20 protein-coding genes and 1 riboswitch are annotated in these 20,470 nt (G+C 67.2%); of the genes, 16 read left to right on the forward strand and 4 right to left on the reverse strand.

The window, feature by feature from the left end:
* Position 1: 1 nt before the first annotated feature.
* Positions 2-616, forward strand: coding sequence for a class I SAM-dependent methyltransferase (locus C4S71_RS16125; RefSeq protein WP_103969832.1), 615 nt, complete (start codon positions 2-4; stop codon positions 614-616).
* Positions 617-652: 36 nt separating this feature from the next.
* Positions 653-1,225 (forward strand): hypothetical protein, encoded by a 573-nt coding sequence (locus tag C4S71_RS16130; RefSeq protein ID WP_103969833.1) that lies wholly within the window; start codon positions 653-655, stop codon positions 1,223-1,225.
* 12 nt (positions 1,226-1,237) lie between these two features.
* Here C4S71_RS16130 and C4S71_RS16135 read toward each other — a convergent pair whose 3' ends face one another.
* On the reverse strand, positions 1,238-2,140 hold the full coding sequence (locus C4S71_RS16135) for a LysR family transcriptional regulator (RefSeq protein WP_103969834.1): 903 nt from the start codon (positions 2,138-2,140) through the stop codon (positions 1,238-1,240).
* Positions 2,141-2,242: 102 nt separating this feature from the next.
* Between C4S71_RS16135 and C4S71_RS16140 the strand changes: the two genes are divergently transcribed.
* The 10 genes from C4S71_RS16140 (at position 2,243) to C4S71_RS16185 (ending at position 12,945) form a co-directional block, all read left to right on the forward strand.
* Entirely contained in the window at positions 2,243-3,361 is a 1,119-nt protein-coding gene (locus tag C4S71_RS16140) for a muconate cycloisomerase family protein (protein ID WP_103969835.1), read from the forward strand.
* A 10-nt stretch (positions 3,362-3,371) separates the two neighbouring features.
* Positions 3,372-3,662, forward strand: a complete 291-nt coding sequence (gene catC, locus C4S71_RS16145) for a muconolactone Delta-isomerase (protein ID WP_103969836.1) — start codon at positions 3,372-3,374, stop codon at positions 3,660-3,662.
* Between the two features lie 52 nt (positions 3,663-3,714).
* Entirely contained in the window at positions 3,715-4,683 is a 969-nt protein-coding gene (catA, locus tag C4S71_RS16150) for a catechol 1,2-dioxygenase (RefSeq protein ID WP_103969837.1), read from the forward strand.
* A gap of 111 nt (positions 4,684-4,794) precedes the next feature.
* Positions 4,795-6,162, forward strand: coding sequence for a Rieske 2Fe-2S domain-containing protein (locus tag C4S71_RS16155; RefSeq protein ID WP_103969838.1), 1,368 nt, complete (start codon positions 4,795-4,797; stop codon positions 6,160-6,162).
* Between the two features lie 31 nt (positions 6,163-6,193).
* The gene (benB, locus tag C4S71_RS16160) at positions 6,194-6,682 is read left to right on the forward strand and encodes a benzoate 1,2-dioxygenase small subunit (RefSeq protein ID WP_103969839.1); all 489 of its coding nucleotides are present in this window, start codon (positions 6,194-6,196) and stop codon (positions 6,680-6,682) included.
* Positions 6,683-6,715: 33 nt separating this feature from the next.
* Complete coding sequence (benC, locus tag C4S71_RS16165; protein ID WP_103969840.1) at positions 6,716-7,759, forward strand: benzoate 1,2-dioxygenase electron transfer component BenC; 1,044 nt, start codon at positions 6,716-6,718, stop codon at positions 7,757-7,759.
* Positions 7,756-8,532: a benzoate diol dehydrogenase BenD gene (gene benD, locus C4S71_RS16170; protein WP_103969841.1), complete on the forward strand. Its 777-nt coding sequence runs from the start codon at positions 7,756-7,758 to the stop codon at positions 8,530-8,532. The genes benC and benD overlap by 4 nt, the downstream gene beginning before the upstream one ends.
* A 72-nt stretch (positions 8,533-8,604) precedes the next feature.
* Positions 8,605-9,846: a benzoate/H(+) symporter BenE family transporter gene (locus C4S71_RS16175; protein ID WP_103969842.1), complete on the forward strand. Its 1,242-nt coding sequence runs from the start codon at positions 8,605-8,607 to the stop codon at positions 9,844-9,846.
* A gap of 98 nt (positions 9,847-9,944) precedes the next feature.
* Positions 9,945-11,150 (forward strand): benzoate/H(+) symporter BenE family transporter, encoded by a 1,206-nt coding sequence (locus tag C4S71_RS16180; RefSeq protein ID WP_103969843.1) that lies wholly within the window; start codon positions 9,945-9,947, stop codon positions 11,148-11,150.
* A gap of 82 nt (positions 11,151-11,232) precedes the next feature.
* Positions 11,233-12,945 carry a DEAD/DEAH box helicase family protein gene (locus C4S71_RS16185; protein ID WP_103969844.1) on the forward strand — a complete coding sequence of 571 codons (1,713 nt, stop codon included), beginning with the start codon at positions 11,233-11,235 and terminating at the stop codon, positions 12,943-12,945.
* A 3-nt stretch (positions 12,946-12,948) separates the two neighbouring features.
* On the opposite strand, the gene C4S71_RS16190 is transcribed toward C4S71_RS16185, so the two are convergent.
* Positions 12,949-13,860 (reverse strand): LysR family transcriptional regulator, encoded by a 912-nt coding sequence (locus C4S71_RS16190; protein WP_103969845.1) that lies wholly within the window; start codon positions 13,858-13,860, stop codon positions 12,949-12,951.
* Between the two features lie 85 nt (positions 13,861-13,945).
* Positions 13,946-14,044: riboswitch (glycine riboswitch) on the forward strand.
* Between the two features lie 151 nt (positions 14,045-14,195).
* Here C4S71_RS16190 and C4S71_RS16195 point away from each other — a divergent pair.
* The 4 genes from C4S71_RS16195 (at position 14,196) to C4S71_RS16210 (ending at position 18,577) form a co-directional block, all read left to right on the forward strand.
* Positions 14,196-15,431: a D-amino acid dehydrogenase gene (locus C4S71_RS16195; RefSeq protein ID WP_103969846.1), complete on the forward strand. Its 1,236-nt coding sequence runs from the start codon at positions 14,196-14,198 to the stop codon at positions 15,429-15,431.
* 154 nt (positions 15,432-15,585) lie between these two features.
* Complete coding sequence (locus C4S71_RS16200) at positions 15,586-15,798, forward strand: DUF3311 domain-containing protein (protein WP_103969847.1); 213 nt, start codon at positions 15,586-15,588, stop codon at positions 15,796-15,798.
* Positions 15,791-17,254 (forward strand): sodium:solute symporter family protein, encoded by a 1,464-nt coding sequence (locus C4S71_RS16205; RefSeq protein ID WP_103969848.1) that lies wholly within the window; start codon positions 15,791-15,793, stop codon positions 17,252-17,254. Before C4S71_RS16200 ends, C4S71_RS16205 begins: the two co-directional genes overlap by 8 nt.
* 18 nt (positions 17,255-17,272) lie before the next feature.
* Positions 17,273-18,577, forward strand: coding sequence for an amidohydrolase (locus C4S71_RS16210; RefSeq protein ID WP_235014547.1), 1,305 nt, complete (start codon positions 17,273-17,275; stop codon positions 18,575-18,577).
* A gap of 104 nt (positions 18,578-18,681) precedes the next feature.
* Here C4S71_RS16210 and gfa read toward each other — a convergent pair whose 3' ends face one another.
* Together gfa and C4S71_RS16220 are read right to left on the reverse strand one after the other, a co-directional pair.
* Positions 18,682-19,257 (reverse strand): S-(hydroxymethyl)glutathione synthase, encoded by a 576-nt coding sequence (gene gfa, locus C4S71_RS16215; RefSeq protein ID WP_103969850.1) that lies wholly within the window; start codon positions 19,255-19,257, stop codon positions 18,682-18,684.
* Positions 19,258-19,441: 184 nt separating this feature from the next.
* Positions 19,442-20,470, reverse strand: a 1,029-nt coding sequence (locus C4S71_RS16220; RefSeq protein ID WP_103969853.1) for an S-(hydroxymethyl)glutathione dehydrogenase/class III alcohol dehydrogenase, incomplete at its 5' end; no start/stop codon positions are given.

Raw genomic sequence — 20,470 nt, forward strand, 5'->3', positions numbered from 1 at the left:
CATGCTGCGCAGCCTGATCTACGACGCCCTGATCCTGAAGCTGACTTCCCGTTGGTACGCCGCGGTGCTCGAACGGCTGCCCGAGGAGGCGGCCCTGCTGGACGTCGGGGTCGGCACGGCCGGGGCGCTGGCGGCCAATGCCGAGACGGTGAGGCGCAAGGGGCTGCGCATCACCGGTATCGACATCGATGCCGACTACATCGACCGCGCCCAGCGCCGGCTGGAGGAGGAGTCGCTCTGTGCCCATGCCGAGGTGCGTCTCGAGTCCGTCTACGACCATGACGGTGGCCCCTACGATGCAGCCTATTTCTCGGCCAGTCTGATGCTGCTGCCGGAGCCCGAGCGGGCACTTCGCCACTGCGCGGCACTGTTGAACCCGGGCGGACGGCTCTATTTCACCCAGACCATCCAACTGCGGCCCTCCTGTGGGATGGAGTGGCTCAAGCCCATGCTCAAGCGGCTCACCAGCATCGACTTCGGCCGGGTGACCTACGAGGATGCCTTCAAGGCGCAGCTCGACGCCGCCGGCCTGCGGCTCGAGGAGTTCACGGTGCTGTCGCGTCACGGCAGCCGGGCATCGTGCCTGGCGGTGGCGACGACAGCACGTCTGTCTTGAACCAGACTGCAAGGGATCGAGTGGCAAGGAGGCGTTATGCGCAAGGCCAGGAAGGCTCTCACCGACAACCCGATGCTGGTCGTGACGGTACTCCTGATCGTCGGCGCTCTGCTCGAATACGTGCTGCACGAGCCCAGACTGGCCATGAGCCCCGGGATGGCAACATTCCTGGGCCTGGCACTCATCTCCTATCTGTTGCATGAAGGCTACTTGCCGAACGAAGTTCGCGTTCCCGGGCTCGGGTTCTCGATTTCGGTCAAGTCGGGGCCGGGCTCCGCCAGGACCAAGCGGCGGGAGACCGTCAGGGATGAGGTGTTCGGGCTGGACCTGGCGGGTGATGCACAGGAGAGTGGCTCCAACGACGACGGGTATTGGTATCGCTTCAAGAGCGGGCTACAGGTGGCGCGCTCGCATGTCGTGCTGCGGGAAGCCCGTGAGTGGGTCGAGTTTCCCCGGCCGTACTCGTCCAGGCCGACGGTCGTCGTCAATGGCGCCGATTTCGAGCGAGGCTCCATTACCTGCGAAGGCTTCACGATGTGTCGCCTCGACAAGGCCGAAGACGCCCAAGAGGCCTACTACCTGGCGCTTGGCGAGTGCGGGGAAAACTGACACTCCGGCCCGCTACGGATAGCGCCCACTGCGGCGGTTCTCCACCAGCACCTCGAGGATGGCATTGGCCGCCTGCATGATCGGCGAAGGCGCTTCGCCCTTGCGCCGGCTGCAGATCACCGGCGAGGTGAGGCCCGGGTCGGCGAGGTAGACGTAGACGATGCCGTCGCGCTGCACGCGCTTGACCTGCTCCGGCACCAGGGTGATGCCGATCTCCGAGGCGACCAGCGCCAGCGCCGTCTGCAGCTCGTTGGCCTCCTGGGCCACGGTGACCTTGAGCCCGCGGCGGCGAAACAGCCCCAGCGTCATGTCGGCCAGGCTCGGGCGCGGCTGGGCTGGAAACAGCACCAGCGGGTACTCGGCGAGCTGGGCCAGGGTCGGCTTGGTATCGGCCAGCGGGTGGCCTTCGGGCAGGGCGGCCATCAGCGGCTCGTCGAACAGGTTCTCCTGCTCCACGTCGGGGTCGTCGATGCGCATGCGACCGAAACCCAGGTCGATGCGCCCGCTCTTGAGCGCCTTCATCTGCTGCACCGTGGTCAGCTCGGCCAGCACCAGCTCGACGTTATCCTTTTGTCGTAATTCCCTCACCAGCAGCGGAAGCTGCCCGTAGAACACCGACGGCACGAAACCGATGCCGAACATCACGCGCTTGCTACGGGCCAGACGCTGGGTCGCGGCAACGGTGGTGTCGACCTTGTCCAGTATCTGCAGGGTATGCTCATGGAAGAACTGGCCCGCCGGCGTCAGACGCAGTCCGCGCGCGCTGCGCTCGAACAGCTCGGCACCGACTTCGCTCTCCAACTGCTTGATCTGTCGTGATAAAGGCGGCTGTGCCATGTGCAGCTTGGCGGCCGCTCGGGTCAGGTTGAGCTCCTCCGCGACCATGCAGAAATAGCGTAGATGTCGCAGCTCCATGATACCTCCAGGGTATGGCTCGGGACCTAAACGATATTGGTTCGGCCGCGCCGTGGCAATCAGACTGCCATGGTATCGAAACACCGAACCGCCGGAGCGCGCATGTCATCTGTCATCGAGTCCATCGAAACGCTGCTGGTCGATCTGCCGACCATCCGCCCTCACAAGCTCTCCATGACCACCATGGCCTGCCAGACGCTGGTCATCGTGCGTCTGCGCGACTCCGACGGCGTCGAGGGCCTGGGCGAGGGCACCACCATCGGCGGGCTGGCCTACGGCCCCGAGAGCCCCGAGAGCATCAAGCGCAACATCGACAGCTACCTGGCGCCGCTGCTGATCGGCCAGCCGGCGGACGCCGTCGCCGTGCTGCGTGCCCGCCTCGACCGCCACGCCCGCGGCAACGCCATCGCCAAGTCGGCGCTGGAGACCGCGCTGCTCGACGCCCAGGGCAAGCGCCTCGGCTTGCCCATGGCCGAGCTGCTCGGCGGTGCGCGCCACGACCATCTGCCGGTGCTGTGGACCCTGGCCAGCGGCGATACCGCCCGCGACATCGACGAGGCCTTCCAGCGCCTGGAACAGCGCCGCCACTGCGACTTCAAGCTCAAGATCGGCGCCAACGCCGTGGACGACGACGTGCGCCACGTGGCCGCGATCAAGGCGGCGCTGGGCGAACGGGCCAGCGTGCGCGTCGACGTCAACCAGGCCTGGAGCGAGAGCACCGCCGTGCGCGGTATCGCCGCGCTGCAGGCCGCCGGTATCGAGCTGATCGAGCAGCCGGTCTCCGCCCGCGAGCATGCCGGGCTGGTGCGCCTGGCCAAGCGCTTCGAGGTGCCGATGCTGGCCGACGAGGCGGTGGCCGACGCCCGCGACGGCTTCGCTTTGGCCGCCGCCGGCTTCAGCGGCGCCTATGCGCTGAAGATCGCCAAGGCCGGCGGCCCGCGCGGCGCCCTGGCGCTGGCCGAGGTGGCCCAGGCCGCCGGCATCGGCCTCTACGGCGGCACCCTACTGGAGGGCAGCATCGGCACTGCCGCCTCGCTGCACGCCTGGGCCACGCTGCCCGAGCTGGCCTGGGGCAGCGAGATGTTCGGCCCGCTGCTGCTCAAGGACGACATCGTCGCCGAGCCGCTGGCCTACGGCGAGTTCGGCGTCGCGCTGCCGAAAGGTCCGGGGCTGGGCGTCACCCTGGATGAAGACAAGCTCGCCCACTACACCCGCCGTTGAGGAGAAACGCATGCTTTTCCAAGTGGAAATGACCGTCAAGCTGCCGCCGGCGATGCCGGCCGACGAGGCCGCCGCGATCAAGGCGCGCGAGAAGGAGTACGCCCAGGAGCTGCAGCGTCAGGGTAAGTGGCGCCACCTGTGGCGGGTCGCTGGCAGCTACGCCAACGTCAGCATCTTCGACGTGCGTGACAACGCCGAGTTGCAGGAGCTGGTCGCGGGCCTGCCGCTCTTCCCGTGGATGGAGATCAGCGTCAAGCCGCTGTGCCGCCATCCGTCATCCATACGCGACGACGACAGCTGATCGAGCAGCACGCCAGCCCCGCGGGGCACCCAACGACAACGAGGACAGACCCATGACCGTGAAGATCCATGACACCCCCGACGTGCAGAACTTTCTCAAGGCCGTGGCCGGCTTCGACCAGCAGGGCGGCAGCCACCGTGGCAAGCAGATCCTGCATCGCCTGCTCTCCGACGTGTACCGCCTGATCGACGACTTCGACGTCAGCCCCGAAGAGTTCTGGTCGGCTGTGAGCCTGCTCAACGAGCTGGGCAAGGAGAGCCAGTTCGGCCTGCTGGCTCCGGGGCTCGGCTTCGACCACTACCTCGACATGCGCATGGACGCCGCCGACGAACAGGCCGGCCTGACCGGCGGCACGCCGCGTACCATCGAAGGTCCGCTTTACGTGGCCGGCGCACCGGTGAGCGAAGGCGAGGCGCGCATGGACGACGGCAGCGACGTCGATGCCGAGGTGATGTGGCTGACCGGCCAGGTGTGCGACACCCAGGGCAAGCCGGTGGCCGGCGCCCAGGTGGAGATCTGGCACGCCGACTCCAAGGGCGGCTATTCCTTCTTCGATCCCTCGCAGTCGCAGTACAACCTGCGCCGCACCATCATCGCCGACGCCGAGGGCCGTTACCGCGCCCGCAGCATCATCCCCTCCGGCTACGGCGTGCCGGCCGGCAGCCCCACCGATCAGGTGCTCAAGCTGCTGGGTCGTCATGGCCAGCGTCCGGCGCACATCCACTTCTTCGTCTCCGCGCCCGGCCATCGTCACCTGACCACCCAGATCAACCTGGCCGGCGACGAGTACACCTGGGACGACTTCGCCTTCGCCACCCGGGAGGAGCTGGTGGTCGACGCCACCCGCATCGAAGACGCCGCCGAGGCCGCCAAGCGCGGGCTCGAGGCGCCCTTCACCGAGGTGGTGTTCGACGTCGAGCTGGCGCCCACCGCCGACCCCGAGCAGCAGAGCCGCCACAAGCGCCCGCGGGCGCTGGAAGACGAGGCGACAGCGGCCAAGCGCGAGCCCGTCGAGGCCTGAGCGGCCGCAACCGACGCTACCTGACTGACGACACGAAGCGCTCCGCCCGCCGGCCCCCGCCGGTGGGTAGGGGAGCCTCGTCCCTGACAAGAGCAACGAGGAGTTGGAGCCATGACCGCACAGCTTGATCGTCTCGAGAAACGCGTTCGCGGTGCCGTCGTCGACGACGCCGAGAGCGGTATCTTCCGCTGCCACCGCAGCATGTTCACCGACCCGGCCTTCTTCGAACTGGAGATGAAGCACATCTTCGAGGGCAACTGGCTGTTCCTGGCCCACGAGAGCCAGGTCGCGGAGCCGGGCGACTACTTCACCGTGACCATGGGCCGTCAGCCGGTGGTCATCACCCGCGACAAGAACGGCGAACTGCACGGCCTGATCAACGCCTGCGCCCACCGCGGCGCGACCCTGTGCCGGCGCAAGCAGGGCAACAAGGGCACCTTCACCTGTCCGTTCCACGGCTGGACCTTCAAGAACGACGGCAAGCTGCTCAAGGCCAAGAACGAGAAGACCGGCGCCTACCCGGAGGGCTTCAAGCAGGAGGGTTCCCACGACCTCAAGCGCCTGCCGCGCTTCGAGAGCTATCGCGGCTTCCTGTTCGGCAGCCTGAGCGCCGACGTGCTGCCGCTGGAGGAGTACCTGGGCGAGACCCGCAAGATCATCGACAACATCGTCGATCAGGCGCCGCAAGGACTCGAGGTGCTGCGCGGCACCTCCTCCTACACCTTCAACGGCAACTGGAAGCTGGGCGCCGAGAACGGTGCCGACGGTTACCACGTCAGCACCGTGCACTGGAACTACGCCTCGACCATGGATCGCCGCAACTACGACGCCGGCGGCACCAAGGCGGTGGACGCCGACGGCTGGTCGAAGAGCCAGGGCGGCTTCTACTCCTACGACCACGGCCACATGATGCTGTGGACCCGCCTGCTCAACCCCGAGGTGCGCCCGGTCTACTCACAGAAAGAGTGGATCGAGCAGGCGTTCGGCGAGGCGCGGGCCGATTCCATCGTCAACCAGACGCGCAATCTCTGCCTCTACCCCAACGTCTACCTGATGGACCAGTTCTCCACCCAGATCCGCGTGATCCGGCCCATCGCCGTGGACAAGAGCGAGGTCACCATCTACTGCTTCGCGCCCAAGGGCGAGTCCGCCGAGAACCGCGCCCTGCGCATCCGCCAGTACGAGGACTTCTTCAACGTCAGCGGCATGGGCACCCCCGACGACCTGGAAGAGTTCCGCGCCTGCCAGAACGGCTACGCCGGCGAGGCCGCCGAGTGGAACGACCTCTCCCGCGGCGCCAAACAGTGGGTCGAGGGCGCCGACGACAACGCGAAGGCCATCGACATGAAGCCGCTGCTCAGCGGTGCCTCCCCCGAGGACGAAGGGCTCTACGTGCTGCACCACAAGCACTGGGTCCAGGAAATGCTGCGTGCCATCGAACGCGAGCGCGGCCAGTTCATCGCCACCCAGAGCGCCTGAGCCAGGCCTTACCGAGACGGGGAGAAACGACATGAGCATCAGCTATCACGACATCCAGGCCTTCCTCTATCGCGAGGCGCGCCTGCTCGACGACCGCCAGTGGGACGAGTGGCTGGCGTGCTACCGCAAGGACGCGGTGTTCTGGATGCCGGCCTGGGACGACGACGACCGGCTGACCGAGGACCCGCAGCGCGAGATCTCGCTGATCTACTACCCCAGCCGGGAAGGGCTCGAGGATCGCGTCTATCGCATCAAGACCGAGCGCAGCGGCGCCAGCACCCCCGAGCCGCGTACCACGCACCAGATCTCCAATCTGGAGGTGCTCTCTCAGACTGGCGATACGGTCGAGCTGCGCTTCAACTGGCACACCCTGAGCCACCGCTACAAGCAGACCGACGGCTACTTCGGCAGCTCCTTCTACACCCTGGACGTGAGCGGCGGCGAGCCGCGTATCGTCAGCAAGAAGGTGGTGCTCAACAACGACTACATCCACCAGGTCATCGACGTGTATCACGTCTGAACGATCGTGAACCCGGTGGGGGAGGAGACGACCATGAGCTATACCATCGCACTCAACTTCGAGGACGGCGTGACCCGCTTCATCACCTGCAACGCAGGAGAGACGGTGCTCGACGCCGCCTACCGCCACAAGGTCAACCTGCCGATGGACTGCTCCGACGGGGTCTGCGGCACCTGCAAGGGGCACTGCGAGCAGGGTGAGTTCGATCTCGGCGACGAGTATATCGACGAGGCGCTCTCCGACGAGGAACTCGCCGAGGGCAAGGTGCTGACCTGCCAGATGGTGCCCTCTTCGGACTGCGTGGTGCAGGTACCGGCGGCCTCGACCCTGTGCAAGACCGCGGTGGGCGAGTTTCCGGCCCGGGTCGCCGAGGTCGAGCGTCTCTCCGAGGACAGCTTCGAGCTAGTTGTCGATCTCAATGAAGGCGAGGGGTTGGTCTTCCTGCCGGGCCAGTACGTCAACATCCAGGTCCCGGGCAGCGACGAGACCCGCTCCTACTCGTTCAGCTCGCTGCCCGGCGAGCGCCGCGCGACCTTCCTCATCCGCAACGTGCCGAACGGCCTGATGAGCGGCTATCTCAGCGGTGCGGCCAAGCCCGAGGACGCCCTGACTCTGACCGGGCCGATGGGTAGCTTCTACCTGCGCGAGGTCAGACGCCCGGTGCTGATGCTGGCCGGCGGTACCGGCCTGGCGCCGTTCCTGGCCATGTTGCGCCAGCTGCAGGAGCAGGGCTGCGACCAGCCGGTGCGGCTGCTCTACGGCGTGAACGTCGACGATCACCTGGTCAAGCTCGACGAGCTCGACGGCTTCGTCGAGGCGCTGCCCGACTTCGCCTACACCACGGTGGTCGCCGATGCGGCGAGCGAGCACATGCGCAAGGGCTACGTGACCCACCACATGGCCCCCGAGCTGCTGCACGACGGCGAGGTCGACGTCTACCTGTGCGGGCCGCCGCCGATGGTCGATGCGGTGCTCGCCCACTTCCGCGAGCAGGGCATCGCCCCGGCCAGCTTCCACTACGAGAAGTTCGCCCCGAGCCTGGCCCCGCAAGACGCCAAGAAGGAGGCGGTGGCATGAGCGCCCGATTCCAGGACCAGACGATGGTGATCACCGGCGCCGCTCAGGGCATCGGTAAGCGCGTCGCCGAACGTGCCGGGGCCGAGGGCGCCCGGCTGGCGCTGGTGGACCGCGCCGAGCACGTCGAGCGGGTGGCGGCCGAGCTGCGCGAGGCGGGCATCGAGGCGATCGCCATCCAGGCCGATCTGGAAGCCTGGGAGGGCGCCGAGGGAACGATGCGCCAGGTGCAGGAGCACTATGGTCGGCTCGACGTGCTGATCAACAACGTCGGCGGCACCATCTGGGCCCAGCCCTACGCCCACTACACGCCTGAACAGATCGAGGCCGAGGTGCGCCGCTCGCTGTTTCCCACCCTGTGGTGCTGTCGTGCGGCGCTGCCCTATCTGCTGGCGAGCCAGGGCAACATCGTCAACGTCTCCTCGGTGGCCACCCGCGGCATCAATCGGGTGCCCTACGCCGCGGCCAAGGGCGGGGTCAACGCCATGACCGTGGCGCTGGCCTTCGAGTACGCCGAGTACGGCATTCGCGTCAACGCCACCGCCCCCGGCGGTACCGAGGCGCCGCCGCGGCTGACGCCGCGCAACAGCGCCGAGCCCAGCGAGCAGGAGAAGGCGTGGTACCAGCAGCTGATCGATCAGACCAAGGCCACCAGCTTCATGGGGCGCTACGGCACCCTCGACGAGCAGGCCGGCCCGATCCTGTTTCTGGCATCCCGCGATGCCAGCTACATCACCGGTAGCGTGGTGCCGGTGGCAGGCGGCGACAGCGGCTGAGCGATACCGTCGCGCCATTCACCCACCTGCTCGCACCCACCCAACGACAACAACAGTCCCCTGGAGCACACCGTGAAACATATCGAGAAAGGCACGAGCCTGAAGCGCCTACCCGGCGATTTCATCCGCGACCTGACGCCCGAGAATGCCAGCGCCGGTCTGGTGGCCGGCGTGTTCGGCCTGAGCGCCGGCGTCATCCACATCAGCGCCGGCACCGCGGCCGGCCTGGATTCTTCCTTCATCATGATCTGGGTGATCAGCTACCTGATGATCAACGGCCTATTCGGCCTGCTGGTGCCGAGCTACTACCGGCTGCCCCTGCCCATGGCCAACTCGATTCCCGGCGCGCTGCTGTTCGCCGCGGTGATCCCGGTGGTGGGGCTGGAGGCCGCCCTGGGCGCGACCCTGATCGCCGGCGCCATCTCGCTGGTGGCCGGACTCACCGGGGTGATGGCCACGGTGATGCGGCTGATCCCGATGCCGATCGTGATGGGCATGATCGCCGGTGTGCTGCTGAGCTTCGGCACGCGCATGGTCGGCTCGCTGGACGATGCCCTGCTGCCGGCCGCGATCATGATCCTGAGTTTCTTCCTGGCGGCGCGGCTGTTTCGTCGCGTGCCGCCGCTGCTGGTGGCCATGGGCGCGGGCATCGCCTACCTGATGGCCACCGGCGTCGACTTCTCCGGCATCCAGGCCACGGTGCGCTTCCCCGAATTCGTCGTGCCCGAGTTCACCCTGGGCGCCTTCCTCGCCTACGGCCTGCCGCTGGCGATCATTCTGGTGGGGATGGAGACCCCGGCCGGCGTCGGCCTGGTCAAGGGCATGGGCTACGACAAGGTACCGGCCAACGGCATCACCGCGGTGGGCGGCCTGGGCACCATGATCTCCTCGTTCTTCAACCTGCACAGCACCTGTATCGCCGCGCCGATGACCGGCATCTGCTCCTCGCCGGAAGCCGGCGAGCGCGACAAGCGCTGGGTGGCGGCGGTGATCACCGGGGCCATCTTCGTGGTGTGCGCGCCCTTCTACGGCTACGTGGTCAGCCTGATCGAGGCCACCCCGGGCTACTTCATCGCCATCATCGCCGGCCTGGCGCTGGTCCGCGTGCTGACCTCGGCGCTGGCCATCGCCTTCTCCGGCAAGAAACACGAGATGGGCGCGCTGTTCGCCTTCCTGATTGCCGCCTCGGGCATCCAGATCCTCGGCATCGGCGCCTCGTTCTGGGCACTGGTGCTGGGGGTGTTGATCTCGATGATCTTCGAGACCAAGGACTTCGAGTTCATCGTCAAGCGCGAGACCGCCGCGGCGCGCTAGCGTAGCGGCCGTATGTCCTCCATGGGTCCGCGTGCGATCCGTCGCCGCGGGCCTTTTTCCCCGTTTCGACTCTCCATCCCACTCACGCGAGGTGAACCATGTCATTGCGCCAGGACTGGTCGCTGTCGGCCGTGACCGCCGGCTTCGTGGCGGTGCTGATCTCCTACGCCGGCCCGCTGGCGATCTTCTTCCAGGCCGCGCAGAGCGCGGATATCTCCGCCCAGATGATGAGCTCCTGGGTGTGGGCGATCTCCATCGGTGCCGCGGTGTCGGGTATCGGCCTGAGCCTGTGGCTCAAGGTGCCGGTGATCACCGCCTGGTCGGCGCCCGGCACGGCGCTGTTGGTCACGCTGTTTCCCGGGCTGTCGTTGAACGAGGCGGTGGGGGCCTATCTCACCGCCGCCTTGATCGTCTTCGCGGTGGGGGTGAGCGGCAGCTTCGACCGTCTCATCGCCTTGATACCTCCCGGCATCGCCGCGGCGATGATGGCCGGCATCCTGTTCCAGTTCGGCCTTGGCGTGTTCACTTCACTGGAGAGCTCGCCGGCCCTGGCCATGGGCATGCTCGCCGCCTACCTGGTGTTCAAGCGGCTCTTCCCGCGCTACTTCCTGGTGCTGTTGCTGCTGGTCGGGATCGCGCTGGCGGTGGCATTGGAAGGCGCCAGCCTGGCGGGTGTTTCATGGCAGCTGGCCGCGCCCGCGCCGATTCGCCCCGAGTGGACGCTGAGCGCCACCCTGAGCCTGGCGCTGCCGCTGGCGCTGGTCAGTCTCACCGGCCAGTTCCTGCCGGGCATGGCGATCCTGCGCGGCGCCGGCTACGCCACCCAGGCCCGGCCGATCCTCACCGTCACCAGCCTGGTGTCGATGCCGATGGCGCTGTTCGGTGGCATCACCACGGTGGTGGCGGCCATCACCGCGGCGCTGTGTACCGGCAGGGCGGCCCACCCCGATCCCGCCAGGCGCTATGTGGCCGGGGTGGCCAACGGCGTGTTCTATCTGTTCGGCGCGCTGTTCTCGGGCAGCATCGTGCTGCTGTTCACCTCGCTGCCGGTGACCTTCGTCGCCCTGCTGGCGGGACTGGCGCTGATCGGGGCGATCAGCGGCAACCTCAGTGCCGCGGCAGCCGAGAAGCAGCACCTCGAGGCCTCGATCATCACCTTCCTGGCCACCGCCTCGGGGATGAGCCTGTTCGGTCTGGGCTCGGCCTTCTGGGGTGTGGCGATCGGCTGTGCGGCTTACCTGATCCTGCATCGGCCGTGGGCGCTGCCGCGGGAGCGGGCGGTGGCCGTCGACGAAAAGACGTGATTGCTCCGCATGAGAAATTCGGCCAATGTCGAGGCATGACTGCCGAACGTCGGCCTGAAACCCCAGCATGTGCGTGGCGCCTATGCTTGATCGAGCTGCTCCCGAGAATTCGGCCTGGAATCCCGGCCTCGAGGCCGACCTGCCCAGGCGCTACCAGCCCCTGGAAACCATCCATCGCGAGGAGAACGTCTCTACCCGGCTGGCCGAGATCCCCGAACTGAGAGCCCTCACCGGCCTCGAGGAGGAGGAGCTGGTGGCGTTTCGCGCCGAGCGTCTGGTGCTGCACGAGCTGATCGTGCGGGTGACCGCCGATATCCGAGTGGCCGAGGGGGAAGAGGAGGAGATGCTGGGGCGCAACTTCCGCCGCATCACCCTGCAGATCCTCAGCGGCTACCTGCTGCCCCACATGCCGGCGCTGCGTCAGGCCTTCGACGAGCTCTACGCGACGATCCGGACCGGAGTGGGGCAGATCCTGGAAGCGGCCTTCGCGGTCGAGCCGGAAGCGGCCGAGCCCGAGCCGGTCTCGCTGCTGGCCCGCTGGCTGGGCAGGCGCCCGGCGCCGCAGCGGCAGGCCGACCGCCGTACCCTGGAGGAGCGCCACCACGATGCCATCCAGGGCATCAAGCAGCGGGGGCTGGCCGCCCAGGACGAGCTCGAACAGGCCATCTACAAGAGCGCCTATCGGGTGATGAGTTCGATTGCCGCGGTCCATGGCCATATCGGCGTGGACCGCGAGGTGCTGGCGACGCTGATCGCCCGTCACGCCTGCAACGACTACGGCAGCCGTGAGATCGGCAACCTGCTGGCGCCGCACGTCGAGCGGGCCATCGAGCAGGAGGGCTACGCCCGGGTGCCACTCGCCGACGAGCCGGTTCTGATCAGCCTCAAGGGCGCCTCGGCGGCCGGCAAGAGCTCCCTGCGCCACCTGCTGCGATACACCCTGCAGGATCTCGGTATCCCGCCGGAGCAGTACGGTACCATCACGCCCGATATCTGGCGTCGCCTGCTGCTCGACTACGAGACCCTGGGTGAGGCCTACAAGTACGCCGGTCGCCTAGCGGGCAAGGAGGTCAAGCTGATCGACGCCAAGCTGGACCGCTACATTCGCGACAAGGCGCAGCGGGACCGCACCATTCCCAACCTGCTGATCGACCGCTTTCGCTTCGACAGTTTCTCCTCCGACACGGTGCCGCGGCTGCTGGATGGCACTTACGCCAAGTACGTCTCCACCATGCACATGTACTTCATCATCACCCCGCCGGAGGCCACGGTGGAGCGGGGCTGGCTGCGCGGGCTGGAGCGCGGGCGCTACAAGGCGGTGTCGGATTTCCTGGGGCACTGTGTGGAGGCCTACGACGGCATGCCCAGGGTGTTCTTCAAGTGGATGGACAGCCCGCGGCCACGCTTCAAGTACGTGTTCCTCGACAACAGCGTGCCCCGGCACACCCCGCCGGAGGTCGTCGCCCACGGCACCCGCGAAGTGCTGCACGTGCTGGACCCTGTGGGCCTGGTCAACCTCGACCGCTACAAGAAGATCAACACCGCGGCGACGTGTCCGGATGAGGTCTATCCCGCCGGCGACACCCTGGCAGTGGCCGCCAACTGCACCTTCCTCAAGCAGTGCCTCGCCAAGGTGCCGGAGGTGCGTTTCGCCGACCGCGCCAGCGGCAAGGTCTACCTGAGCGCCACCGCGGGCCGCTTCACGGTGGAGGACGCTGCACTGCTACGCACCAAGCGGCAGGACCCGGAGCTTACGGCGCTGTTTGCGGCGCTGGGTGTGTCCGAGGGGGAGTGAAATTCAGCCCTGGGCTGGGCCGGCGGGAGCGTCCAGGCTCTCGACCAGCTCGATCAGATTGCAGAGTGCCGGGGAGTCGTTGCCGGGCCGCCAGGCGAACCACAGCGGCATGGCGCAGGCGTCGAGCTCCGGCAGGTGCAGGAAGCGGATCCCCGGCATGGGGTGATGACTGCTGGCGGCGGGCAGAATGGCGATGCCGAGCCCCGCGGCCACCATGCTCAAGATGGCGATGTTGTCGGCGCCATACTGCACCACCCGGGGGTGGAAGCCTAGACGCTGGAAGTGGGCCTGCATGCGATCGAAGTAGACCGGCGAAGCGCTGCGAAACCCCCACACGAACTCGGCGTCGGCCAACTGCTCCAGCCTCGTCGGCGGGACCTCGGCCCAGGAAGAATTTGCCGGCACCGCCAGCACCAGCGAATCGTGCTGTAGCAGGCGTGTCTCCAGCCCCGGCTGGCCGCTGTCGTCGAGGTAGAGGATGCCGGCATCCAGGGTGCCCTCCCGCAGCCGCTCCAACTGCGGCCCCGAGAGCAGCGGGAAGACCTCGAAGGCAACTTGAGGGAAGCGCTCGCGATAGCGCCCGAGCAGCCCGGCCACCTGCGGTACCCACAGGTGGGTCACCGTCACGCCCAGGCTGACCTTGCCGACCACCCCCTGTCCCAGCGCGGTGAGGCGTGCCTTGAGCCGGGTGCGGCGGTCGAGCAGCTGCTGTGCTTCCTCATAGAGCGCCTGGCCGGCCACCGTCAGGCGTATGCCGCGGGCATGCCGCTCGAACAGCCGCGTCTCCAGGTCCTCTTCCAGCAGGTGAATCTGACGGGTCAGGGCGGGCTGGGCGACATGCACGCGACGGCTGGCGGCGGAAATGGAGCCGGCCTCGACGACGGCGACAAAGTAGTGCAGTTGGCGGAATTCCATCGGCTCCGATACCTGAATGGCATGGCTTTCATCGATTATTGGTATTTTTCCTATGGATTCCCAGCGCGGATAGTGGCATGACTGATAGTGCGACAGCGGGAGAGACCGGTCCGTGAGCTGCGGCACCGGCGCCGAAGGAGCAACTGCCCCGGAAACTCTCAGGCCACAGGACCGCTTCGCATCACTGATTCCGAAGAGCGGCCGACGACTGCGTCCGTCGGCACACCGAAGGAGCAAGCGGGCGTTGCGCGCGTGAATCTCTCAGGTTCCATGACGGATGGGGTGCTCGTTGCCGGCTGGCGGCGAGTTCGACCCGACGCGTCTGGAGAAACGCAATGCAACGTATCGCCGTCATCGGCGGTGGCATCACGGGTGTCACCACCGCCTACGCGCTGCTCAAACGCGGCCTGGACGTCACGCTCTACGAGCGCAACCGCTATGCAGCCATGGAGACCTCCTTCGCCAACGGCGGCCAGCTGTCGGCCTCCAATGCCGAGGTGTGGACTCACTGGCCCACGGTGCTCAAGGGGCTGCGCTGGATGCTGCGAGCCGATGCGCCCCTGCTGGTGAATCCCCGGCCTACCTGGCACAAGCTGAGCTGGTTCGCCGAGTTCATCGCCGCCATTCCCCGCTATGCCGACAACACCACGGAGACGGCACGCCTGGCGATCGCCGCCCGGGAGTATCTCTACCGCTGGGCGCGCGACGAAGAGATCGAGTTCGACCTCGAGCGGCGGGGCATTCTGCACATCTACCGCGACCGGGCGAGCTTCGAGCATGCGGCCAGAGTCACCAGGATGCTGGCAAATGGCGGGCTCGAGCGGCGGCCGGTGACGCCCGAGGAGATGCGCGCCATCGAGCCGAATCTGGCCGGTGACTACCATGGCGGCTTCTTCACCGAGAGCGACGCCACGGGCGACATCCACAAGTACACCCAGGGCCTGGCGGCTGCCGTCGAGCGTCGCGGCGGGAGCATTCGCTACGGCCAGGACGTGTCCAGCGTCGGGGCCGATGCCGGCGGAGCCTGGGTCGGCGTGCAAGGCGAGCGGGAGGCGTACGACGGCCTGGTAGTGTGCGCCGGTGTGGCGAGTCGTGGCCTGGCGGCCAGTCTCGGCGACCGTCTCAACGTCTATCCGGTGAAGGGCTACTCGATCACTGTGCATCTCGACGACGCGGCCTCTCGAGATGCGGCGCCGATGGTGAGCCTGCTGGACGACGAGGCCAAGCTGGTCACCAGCCGACTGGGCGCCGAGCGTTTCCGCGTGGCCGGCACCGCCGAGTTCAACGGCCTCGACCGCGATATCCGTCACGACCGAATTCGTCCGCTGATCGACTGGGTCGAACGCTGCTTCCCCGGCGTCGGTACCCGGCGGGTCGTACCCTGGGCGGGGCTGCGCCCCATGCTGCCCGACATGATGCCGCGGGTGGGAAGAGGGCGGCAGCCACGGGTGTTCTACAACACCGGCCATGGCCATCTGGGCTGGACGCTGTCGGCGATCACCGCCGAGCTGGTGGCTGACTCCGTGATGGTGGCCAGAACGGAGCAGGTACGCCCCAGCCTGGTTCAGTAACCGCTCCGCGCGCTTCAGTACGGAAGCCTTCCACGAGCCATGCCGTCATGGCATGGCTCGCATCCCAAATCCCTATTTTTTCGATCGTGCCGTCTGTCCCATAGTCAGGAGACAACCCACAACAAGACTCGCTGCGGCGAGCTGGACTCTCCCGATGACCAAGACCTACCATCTCCTGACGGGGCTGCACTTCGCCCTGTGCACGCTGGCCATGATCTGGCCCGGTGCGCTGATTGCCAACCGCATCGAGCCCTTCGTGCTGGGGCTGCCCTTCCTGTTCTTCTGGTACATCCTGTGGATGCTGGTGCTGTTCGCCGGCATGTGGCTTGCCTACGTCGTACGTCACGGAGGCGGCCGTCATGACTGATTCGCTGATCGTGGTCGGTATCACCCTGACCTATCTCGCCATGGTGCTGTGGGTGGGCCTGCGCGCCCGCGGTCAGCAGAGCTCGAGCCTCGAGGGCTATGTGGCCGGCGGACGCCACGTCGGCGTGGTGATCCTGTTCTTCATCCTCGGTGCCGAGATCTTCTCCGCCTTCGCCTTCCTCGGTGCGCCGGGCTGGGCCTATCAGCACGGCTCGCCGGCCTTCTACATTCTCGCCTACCTGGCGCTGGTGCCGATCACCATCTGGGCGATGGGGCCTCGGGTCGCCGAGCTGGGCCGCCAGAAGGGCTATCTGACCCAGGGCGACATGATCGCCGACCACTACCGGAGCAAGGCGCTGGGTATCCTGGCCGGCACCATCGGCGTGCTGGCGCTGGTGCCCTATCTGACCATCCAGATCGCCGGAGCCGGGCTGCTGTTCCAGGCCGCCACCGATGGGTTGATTCCCTTCTGGCTCGGCGCCCTGCTGGCCTTCATGGTGGTGGCGGCCTACGTGTTCTGCAGCGGCCTGAGCGGCATCGGCTGGACCAACCTGGTGCAGGGCATCATGATGATCGCCATCGCCTGGTTTCTGGGCCTGGCCGTGTCGCAGCGCCTCTACGGCGGGGTCGGCGAAATGTTCCTCCAGCTCCAGCAGGCGGCGCCCGAGTACCTGACCATGCCCGGCGCCAGCGGCATGAGCTGGGGTTACTTCAGCACCGCGGTACTGGTCAGCGCCTTCGGCGGGGCCATGTGGCCGCATCTGTTCATGAAGTTCTACTCCGCCGACAGCGGCCGCACCCTGCGCAAGGTCAGCGTCTTCTATCCGCTCTACGCCTACCTGCTGGTACCGCTGCTGTTCATCGGCTTTGCCGGCGTGCTGGTGTTCGCCGACGAGCCGCTGGCGCGCTCGGATACCGTGCTGCTGCGCATGGTCATGGACGTGGCCAATTTCTCCCCCTGGGTGATCGGGTTGATGCTCTCCGGTGCGCTGGCGGCGGCCATGTCCACCGGCGCCAACCTGGCCCATACCGCGGCCATCGTACTGGTACGCGATGTGCTGGGGCCCACCGTGATGCAGCGCGCCAGTGAACGGACCGTGGTCAGCGCCACCCGCTGGAGCGTGGTCGGCCTGTCGCTGATCGCCTATCTCTTCGCCCTGGCCAATCCTGCTTCCCTGGTATTGCTGCTGCTCGGCGCCTACGGACTGATCGTACAGCTCTTCCCCATGGTGATCGGCGCCCTGTTCCTGCCGCGACTGCGTCGCACCAGCGTCATGGCGGGCGCCCTGGTGGGCAGCCTGGCCTATCTCCTGATGGACTTCGTCTGGAGCTCGCCGCTGGGCTGGCATGCCGGCGTATGGGCGATGCTGCTCAACGTAGGCGTGGTAGCGGCCTGGCAGGGGCTATCCCGCTCGGCTCGCCATGGCCACCCCTTATCCAGCACTCCAAGTCACTGAACCGCCACGGAGGCCATGATGACGATCTTATCCCCCACTCGGGACCTCAAGGGCGCCGTTCGCGCCCAGGTGGAGGCTGGCTTCGATGAGGTGCAGGCGCTTTACCGCCAGCTGCACCGCTACCCCGAGCTGCCCTTCCAGGAGCACAAGACCAGCGCCCGCCTCGCCGAGGCGCTGGAGAGCCTGGGGTTCGAGGTGACCCGCGGCGTGGGCGGTACCGGTGTCGTGGCCCTGCTGCGCAACGGCGAAGGCCCCACCGTGATGCTGCGCGGCGACATGGATGCTCTGCCCATCGAGGAGCGCACCGGGCTCGAGTTCGCCAGTCGGGAGAGCGCCGAGAACGCCCAGGGCGAGCGGGTGCCGCTGATGCACGCCTGCGGCCATGACCTGCACAGCAGCTGTGTGGTCGGTGCCGCCGGTGTGATGGCAGCACTGAGAGAGCGCTGGAACGGCACCCTGATGCTCATCTGCCAGCCTGCCGAAGAGATCTTCGGTGGTGCCAGGGCCATGCTCGACGACGGCCTTTACGAGCGCTTCGCCCGGCCGGACGTGGTGCTGGGCCAGCACAACATGCCGGCGCTGGCCGGCACGGTCGGGCACATTGCCGGCCGCGCCATGGCCGCCTGCACCAACCTGGCGGTGACGATTCACGGCGCCGGCGGGCATGGCTCCATGCCCGCCCAGACGGTGGACCCGGTGGTGATCGCCGCTCACGTGGTCACTCGCCTGCAGACCATCGTCGCTCGTGAAGTGCCGCCGGAGGAGACGGTGGTGGTCACCGTCGGCAAGCTGCAGGCCGGCACTCAGGCCAACATCATCCCCCATTCGGCCGAGCTCGAGATCAACGTGCGCAGCTTCGACGACACCCTGCATCGCCAGGTGGTAGCCGCCATCGAGCGCATCGTACGCGCCGAGTGCGAGGCCGGGCGCTCGCCCAGAGCGCCGGAGTTCCGTGTGCTGAACGAGACCCTCGCCCTGCACAACGACCCCGTGGCAGTCGACCACGTGCGCCGGGCTCACGCCGGGCACTTCGGGCCGGAGCGGCTCTACGAAATGCCACGGCTCAACGGCAGCGAGGATTTTTCCTTCTTCGGCAATGCCGAGGCCGGCGGGTTCGGCGGCGAGGACATTCCCTACGTCTACTGGTTCATCGGCGCGACGCCGGCCGAGCGCTGGGCCGATACGCCCGGGGCGAGCGTGGTCGACAAGATGCGCCACCTCGAGATGCCGCACTCCCCCTACTACTTCCCGGGCAATCCCGAGACCCTGCGCACCGGCATCGAGGCGCTGGCGGCGGCAGCGCTGGCCTATTTGGGCGAGTAAGGGCGAGGTGCGGCCCGCCGCACAAGGCGAAGGTGACCGGGCCCGCCATCGAGATCAGATCAGCATGGCGGGCCCGGACGCTTTCAGGAAGATGAACGCTACCGTCACAGCACCCCCTTGGCCTTGGCGGTATGCGTGGCGATGGCGTCCATCAGCGGCGGCGAGAGGCAGTCGTAGGGCGGCAGGCCCAGCTCCTGCAGCCGTGAGCGGACCGCGCCCATGTTCTGCGGGTCGGCGCCGGACTCGATGATCGACGAGACGAAGGCGGCGAATTCGGGGCCGGCCCAGCCCTCGTCGGGGGAGAGCTCGGTGTGGATGAAATCGAGCCCGTGGAAGGGGTGGCTGGTGTTCTCGATGCGGCCGTACATGTGCACACCGCAGCCGGTGCAGGCATGGCGCTGAATGGCCGCGGCCGAATCGACCACCTGGAGCTTCTCCTCGTGGGCGGTGACCTTGAGCTTGTCGCGGGGCACCACGGCCACCATCGAGAACAGCGCGCCCTCGGGCTTCCAGCACTTGGTGCAGCCGCAGACATGGTTGTGGGCGCACTGGGCGTCGATCGTCACCTCGACCCGGTCGCTCGGGCAGTGGCAGTGGAGCTTGCCACCGGTGAAGCTGTCGCTGCCGCGCTTGACGCCGTCGTCCACGGCGGGATGGATGTGAACGTTGTGGTGGCTCATGGTGGGTTGACTCCCCTGTGTTGTCGTTTTTTCGGGGTTTCTCGTCGCAGGTGGCGGTCGGGGCGTGCTCTGTGTCGCAGTTGCAGGCTTGCCGCCGAACCAGCGCTGGATGATGTCCATCAGGCTCATGCTGCCTCCTTGTCCCTTGGACGTGTATCGCTCTTGTGACGCTTTCGCGCGACTTTCAATAATGGAGTACCGTACGAATGCTCTTGCCCGCATGCAGCAGCTCGAACGCCTCGTTGATCTGCTCGAACGGCATGTCGTGGGTGATGAACTCGTCGATCTTGATCTCGCCATCCATGTAGCGCTGCACGTAGCCGGGCAGCTCGCTGCGCCCCTTCACCCCGCCGAACGCCGAGCCACGCCACACCCGCCCGGTGACCAGTTGGAACGGCCGCGTCGAGATCTCCTCGCCGGCCCCGGCCACGCCGATGATCACCGATTCGCCCCAGCCCTTGTGGCAGCACTCCAGCGCCGAGCGCATCACGTTGACGTTGCCGATGCACTCGAAGGAGTAGTCGACCCCGCCGTCGGTCATGTCGACGATCACCTGCTGGATCGGATCGGAATGCTCCTTGGGATTGACGAAGTCGGTGGCGCCGAACTGGCGCGCCAGGTCGAACTTGTCCGGGTTGATGTCGATGGCGATGATGCGGCTGGCCTTGGCCATCTGCGCGCCCTGGATCACCGCCAGGCCGATGGCGCCGAGGCCGAACACGGCCACGGTGGCGCCCGGCTCCACCTTGGCGGTGTTGAGCACCGCGCCGATGCCGGTGGTCACGCCGCAGCCGAGCAGGCAGATCTTGTCCAGCGGCGCCTCCTTGGAGACCACCGCCAGGGAGACCTCGGGCAGCACGGTGTATTCGCTGAAGGTCGAGCAGCCCATGTAGTGGTGCAGCATCTTGCCGTCGAGCGAGAAGCGCGAGGTGCCGTCGGGCATCAACCCCTGGCCCTGGGTGGCGCGCACCGCCTGACACAGGTTGGTCTTGCCCGAGCGGCAGAACTTGCACTTGCCGCACTCGGCGGTATACAGCGGAATGACGTGATCGCCGGGCTTGAGGCTGGTCACCCCTTCGCCCACTGCCTCGACGATGCCGGCGCCCTCGTGGCCCAGCACCGAGGGGAACAGCCCTTCGGGGTCGGCGCCGGAGAGGGTGAAGGCGTCGGTGTGGCACACGCTGGTGGCCTTGATCCGTACCAGCACCTCACC

Origin of the sequence: Billgrantia desiderata (genome assembly GCF_900108215.1) — a bacterium.
In the GTDB taxonomy this organism is placed as follows: domain Bacteria; phylum Pseudomonadota; class Gammaproteobacteria; order Pseudomonadales; family Halomonadaceae; genus Halomonas; species Halomonas desiderata.

Coding starts and splice junctions, on each gene's coding strand:
- catC (WP_103969836.1), top strand. CDS start 3,372: ATGCTTTTCCAAGTGGAAATGACCGTCAAGCTGCCGCCGGCGATGCCG.
- benD (WP_103969841.1), top strand. CDS start 7,756: ATGAGCGCCCGATTCCAGGACCAGACGATGGTGATCACCGGCGCCGCT.
- C4S71_RS16180 (WP_103969843.1), top strand. CDS start 9,945: ATGTCATTGCGCCAGGACTGGTCGCTGTCGGCCGTGACCGCCGGCTTC.
- benB (WP_103969839.1), top strand. CDS start 6,194: ATGAGCATCAGCTATCACGACATCCAGGCCTTCCTCTATCGCGAGGCG.
- C4S71_RS16200 (WP_103969847.1), top strand. CDS start 15,586: ATGACCAAGACCTACCATCTCCTGACGGGGCTGCACTTCGCCCTGTGC.
- C4S71_RS16125 (WP_103969832.1), top strand. CDS start 2: ATGCTGCGCAGCCTGATCTACGACGCCCTGATCCTGAAGCTGACTTCC.
- C4S71_RS16135 (WP_103969834.1), bottom strand. CDS start 2,140: ATGGAGCTGCGACATCTACGCTATTTCTGCATGGTCGCGGAGGAGCTC.
- C4S71_RS16185 (WP_103969844.1), top strand. CDS start 11,233: ATGCTTGATCGAGCTGCTCCCGAGAATTCGGCCTGGAATCCCGGCCTC.
- C4S71_RS16140 (WP_103969835.1), top strand. CDS start 2,243: ATGTCATCTGTCATCGAGTCCATCGAAACGCTGCTGGTCGATCTGCCG.
- C4S71_RS16210 (WP_235014547.1), top strand. CDS start 17,273: ATGACGATCTTATCCCCCACTCGGGACCTCAAGGGCGCCGTTCGCGCC.
- benC (WP_103969840.1), top strand. CDS start 6,716: ATGAGCTATACCATCGCACTCAACTTCGAGGACGGCGTGACCCGCTTC.
- C4S71_RS16155 (WP_103969838.1), top strand. CDS start 4,795: ATGACCGCACAGCTTGATCGTCTCGAGAAACGCGTTCGCGGTGCCGTC.
- gfa (WP_103969850.1), bottom strand. CDS start 19,257: ATGAGCCACCACAACGTTCACATCCATCCCGCCGTGGACGACGGCGTC.
- C4S71_RS16205 (WP_103969848.1), top strand. CDS start 15,791: ATGACTGATTCGCTGATCGTGGTCGGTATCACCCTGACCTATCTCGCC.
- C4S71_RS16190 (WP_103969845.1), bottom strand. CDS start 13,860: ATGGAATTCCGCCAACTGCACTACTTTGTCGCCGTCGTCGAGGCCGGC.
- C4S71_RS16130 (WP_103969833.1), top strand. CDS start 653: ATGCGCAAGGCCAGGAAGGCTCTCACCGACAACCCGATGCTGGTCGTG.
- C4S71_RS16195 (WP_103969846.1), top strand. CDS start 14,196: ATGCAACGTATCGCCGTCATCGGCGGTGGCATCACGGGTGTCACCACC.
- catA (WP_103969837.1), top strand. CDS start 3,715: ATGACCGTGAAGATCCATGACACCCCCGACGTGCAGAACTTTCTCAAG.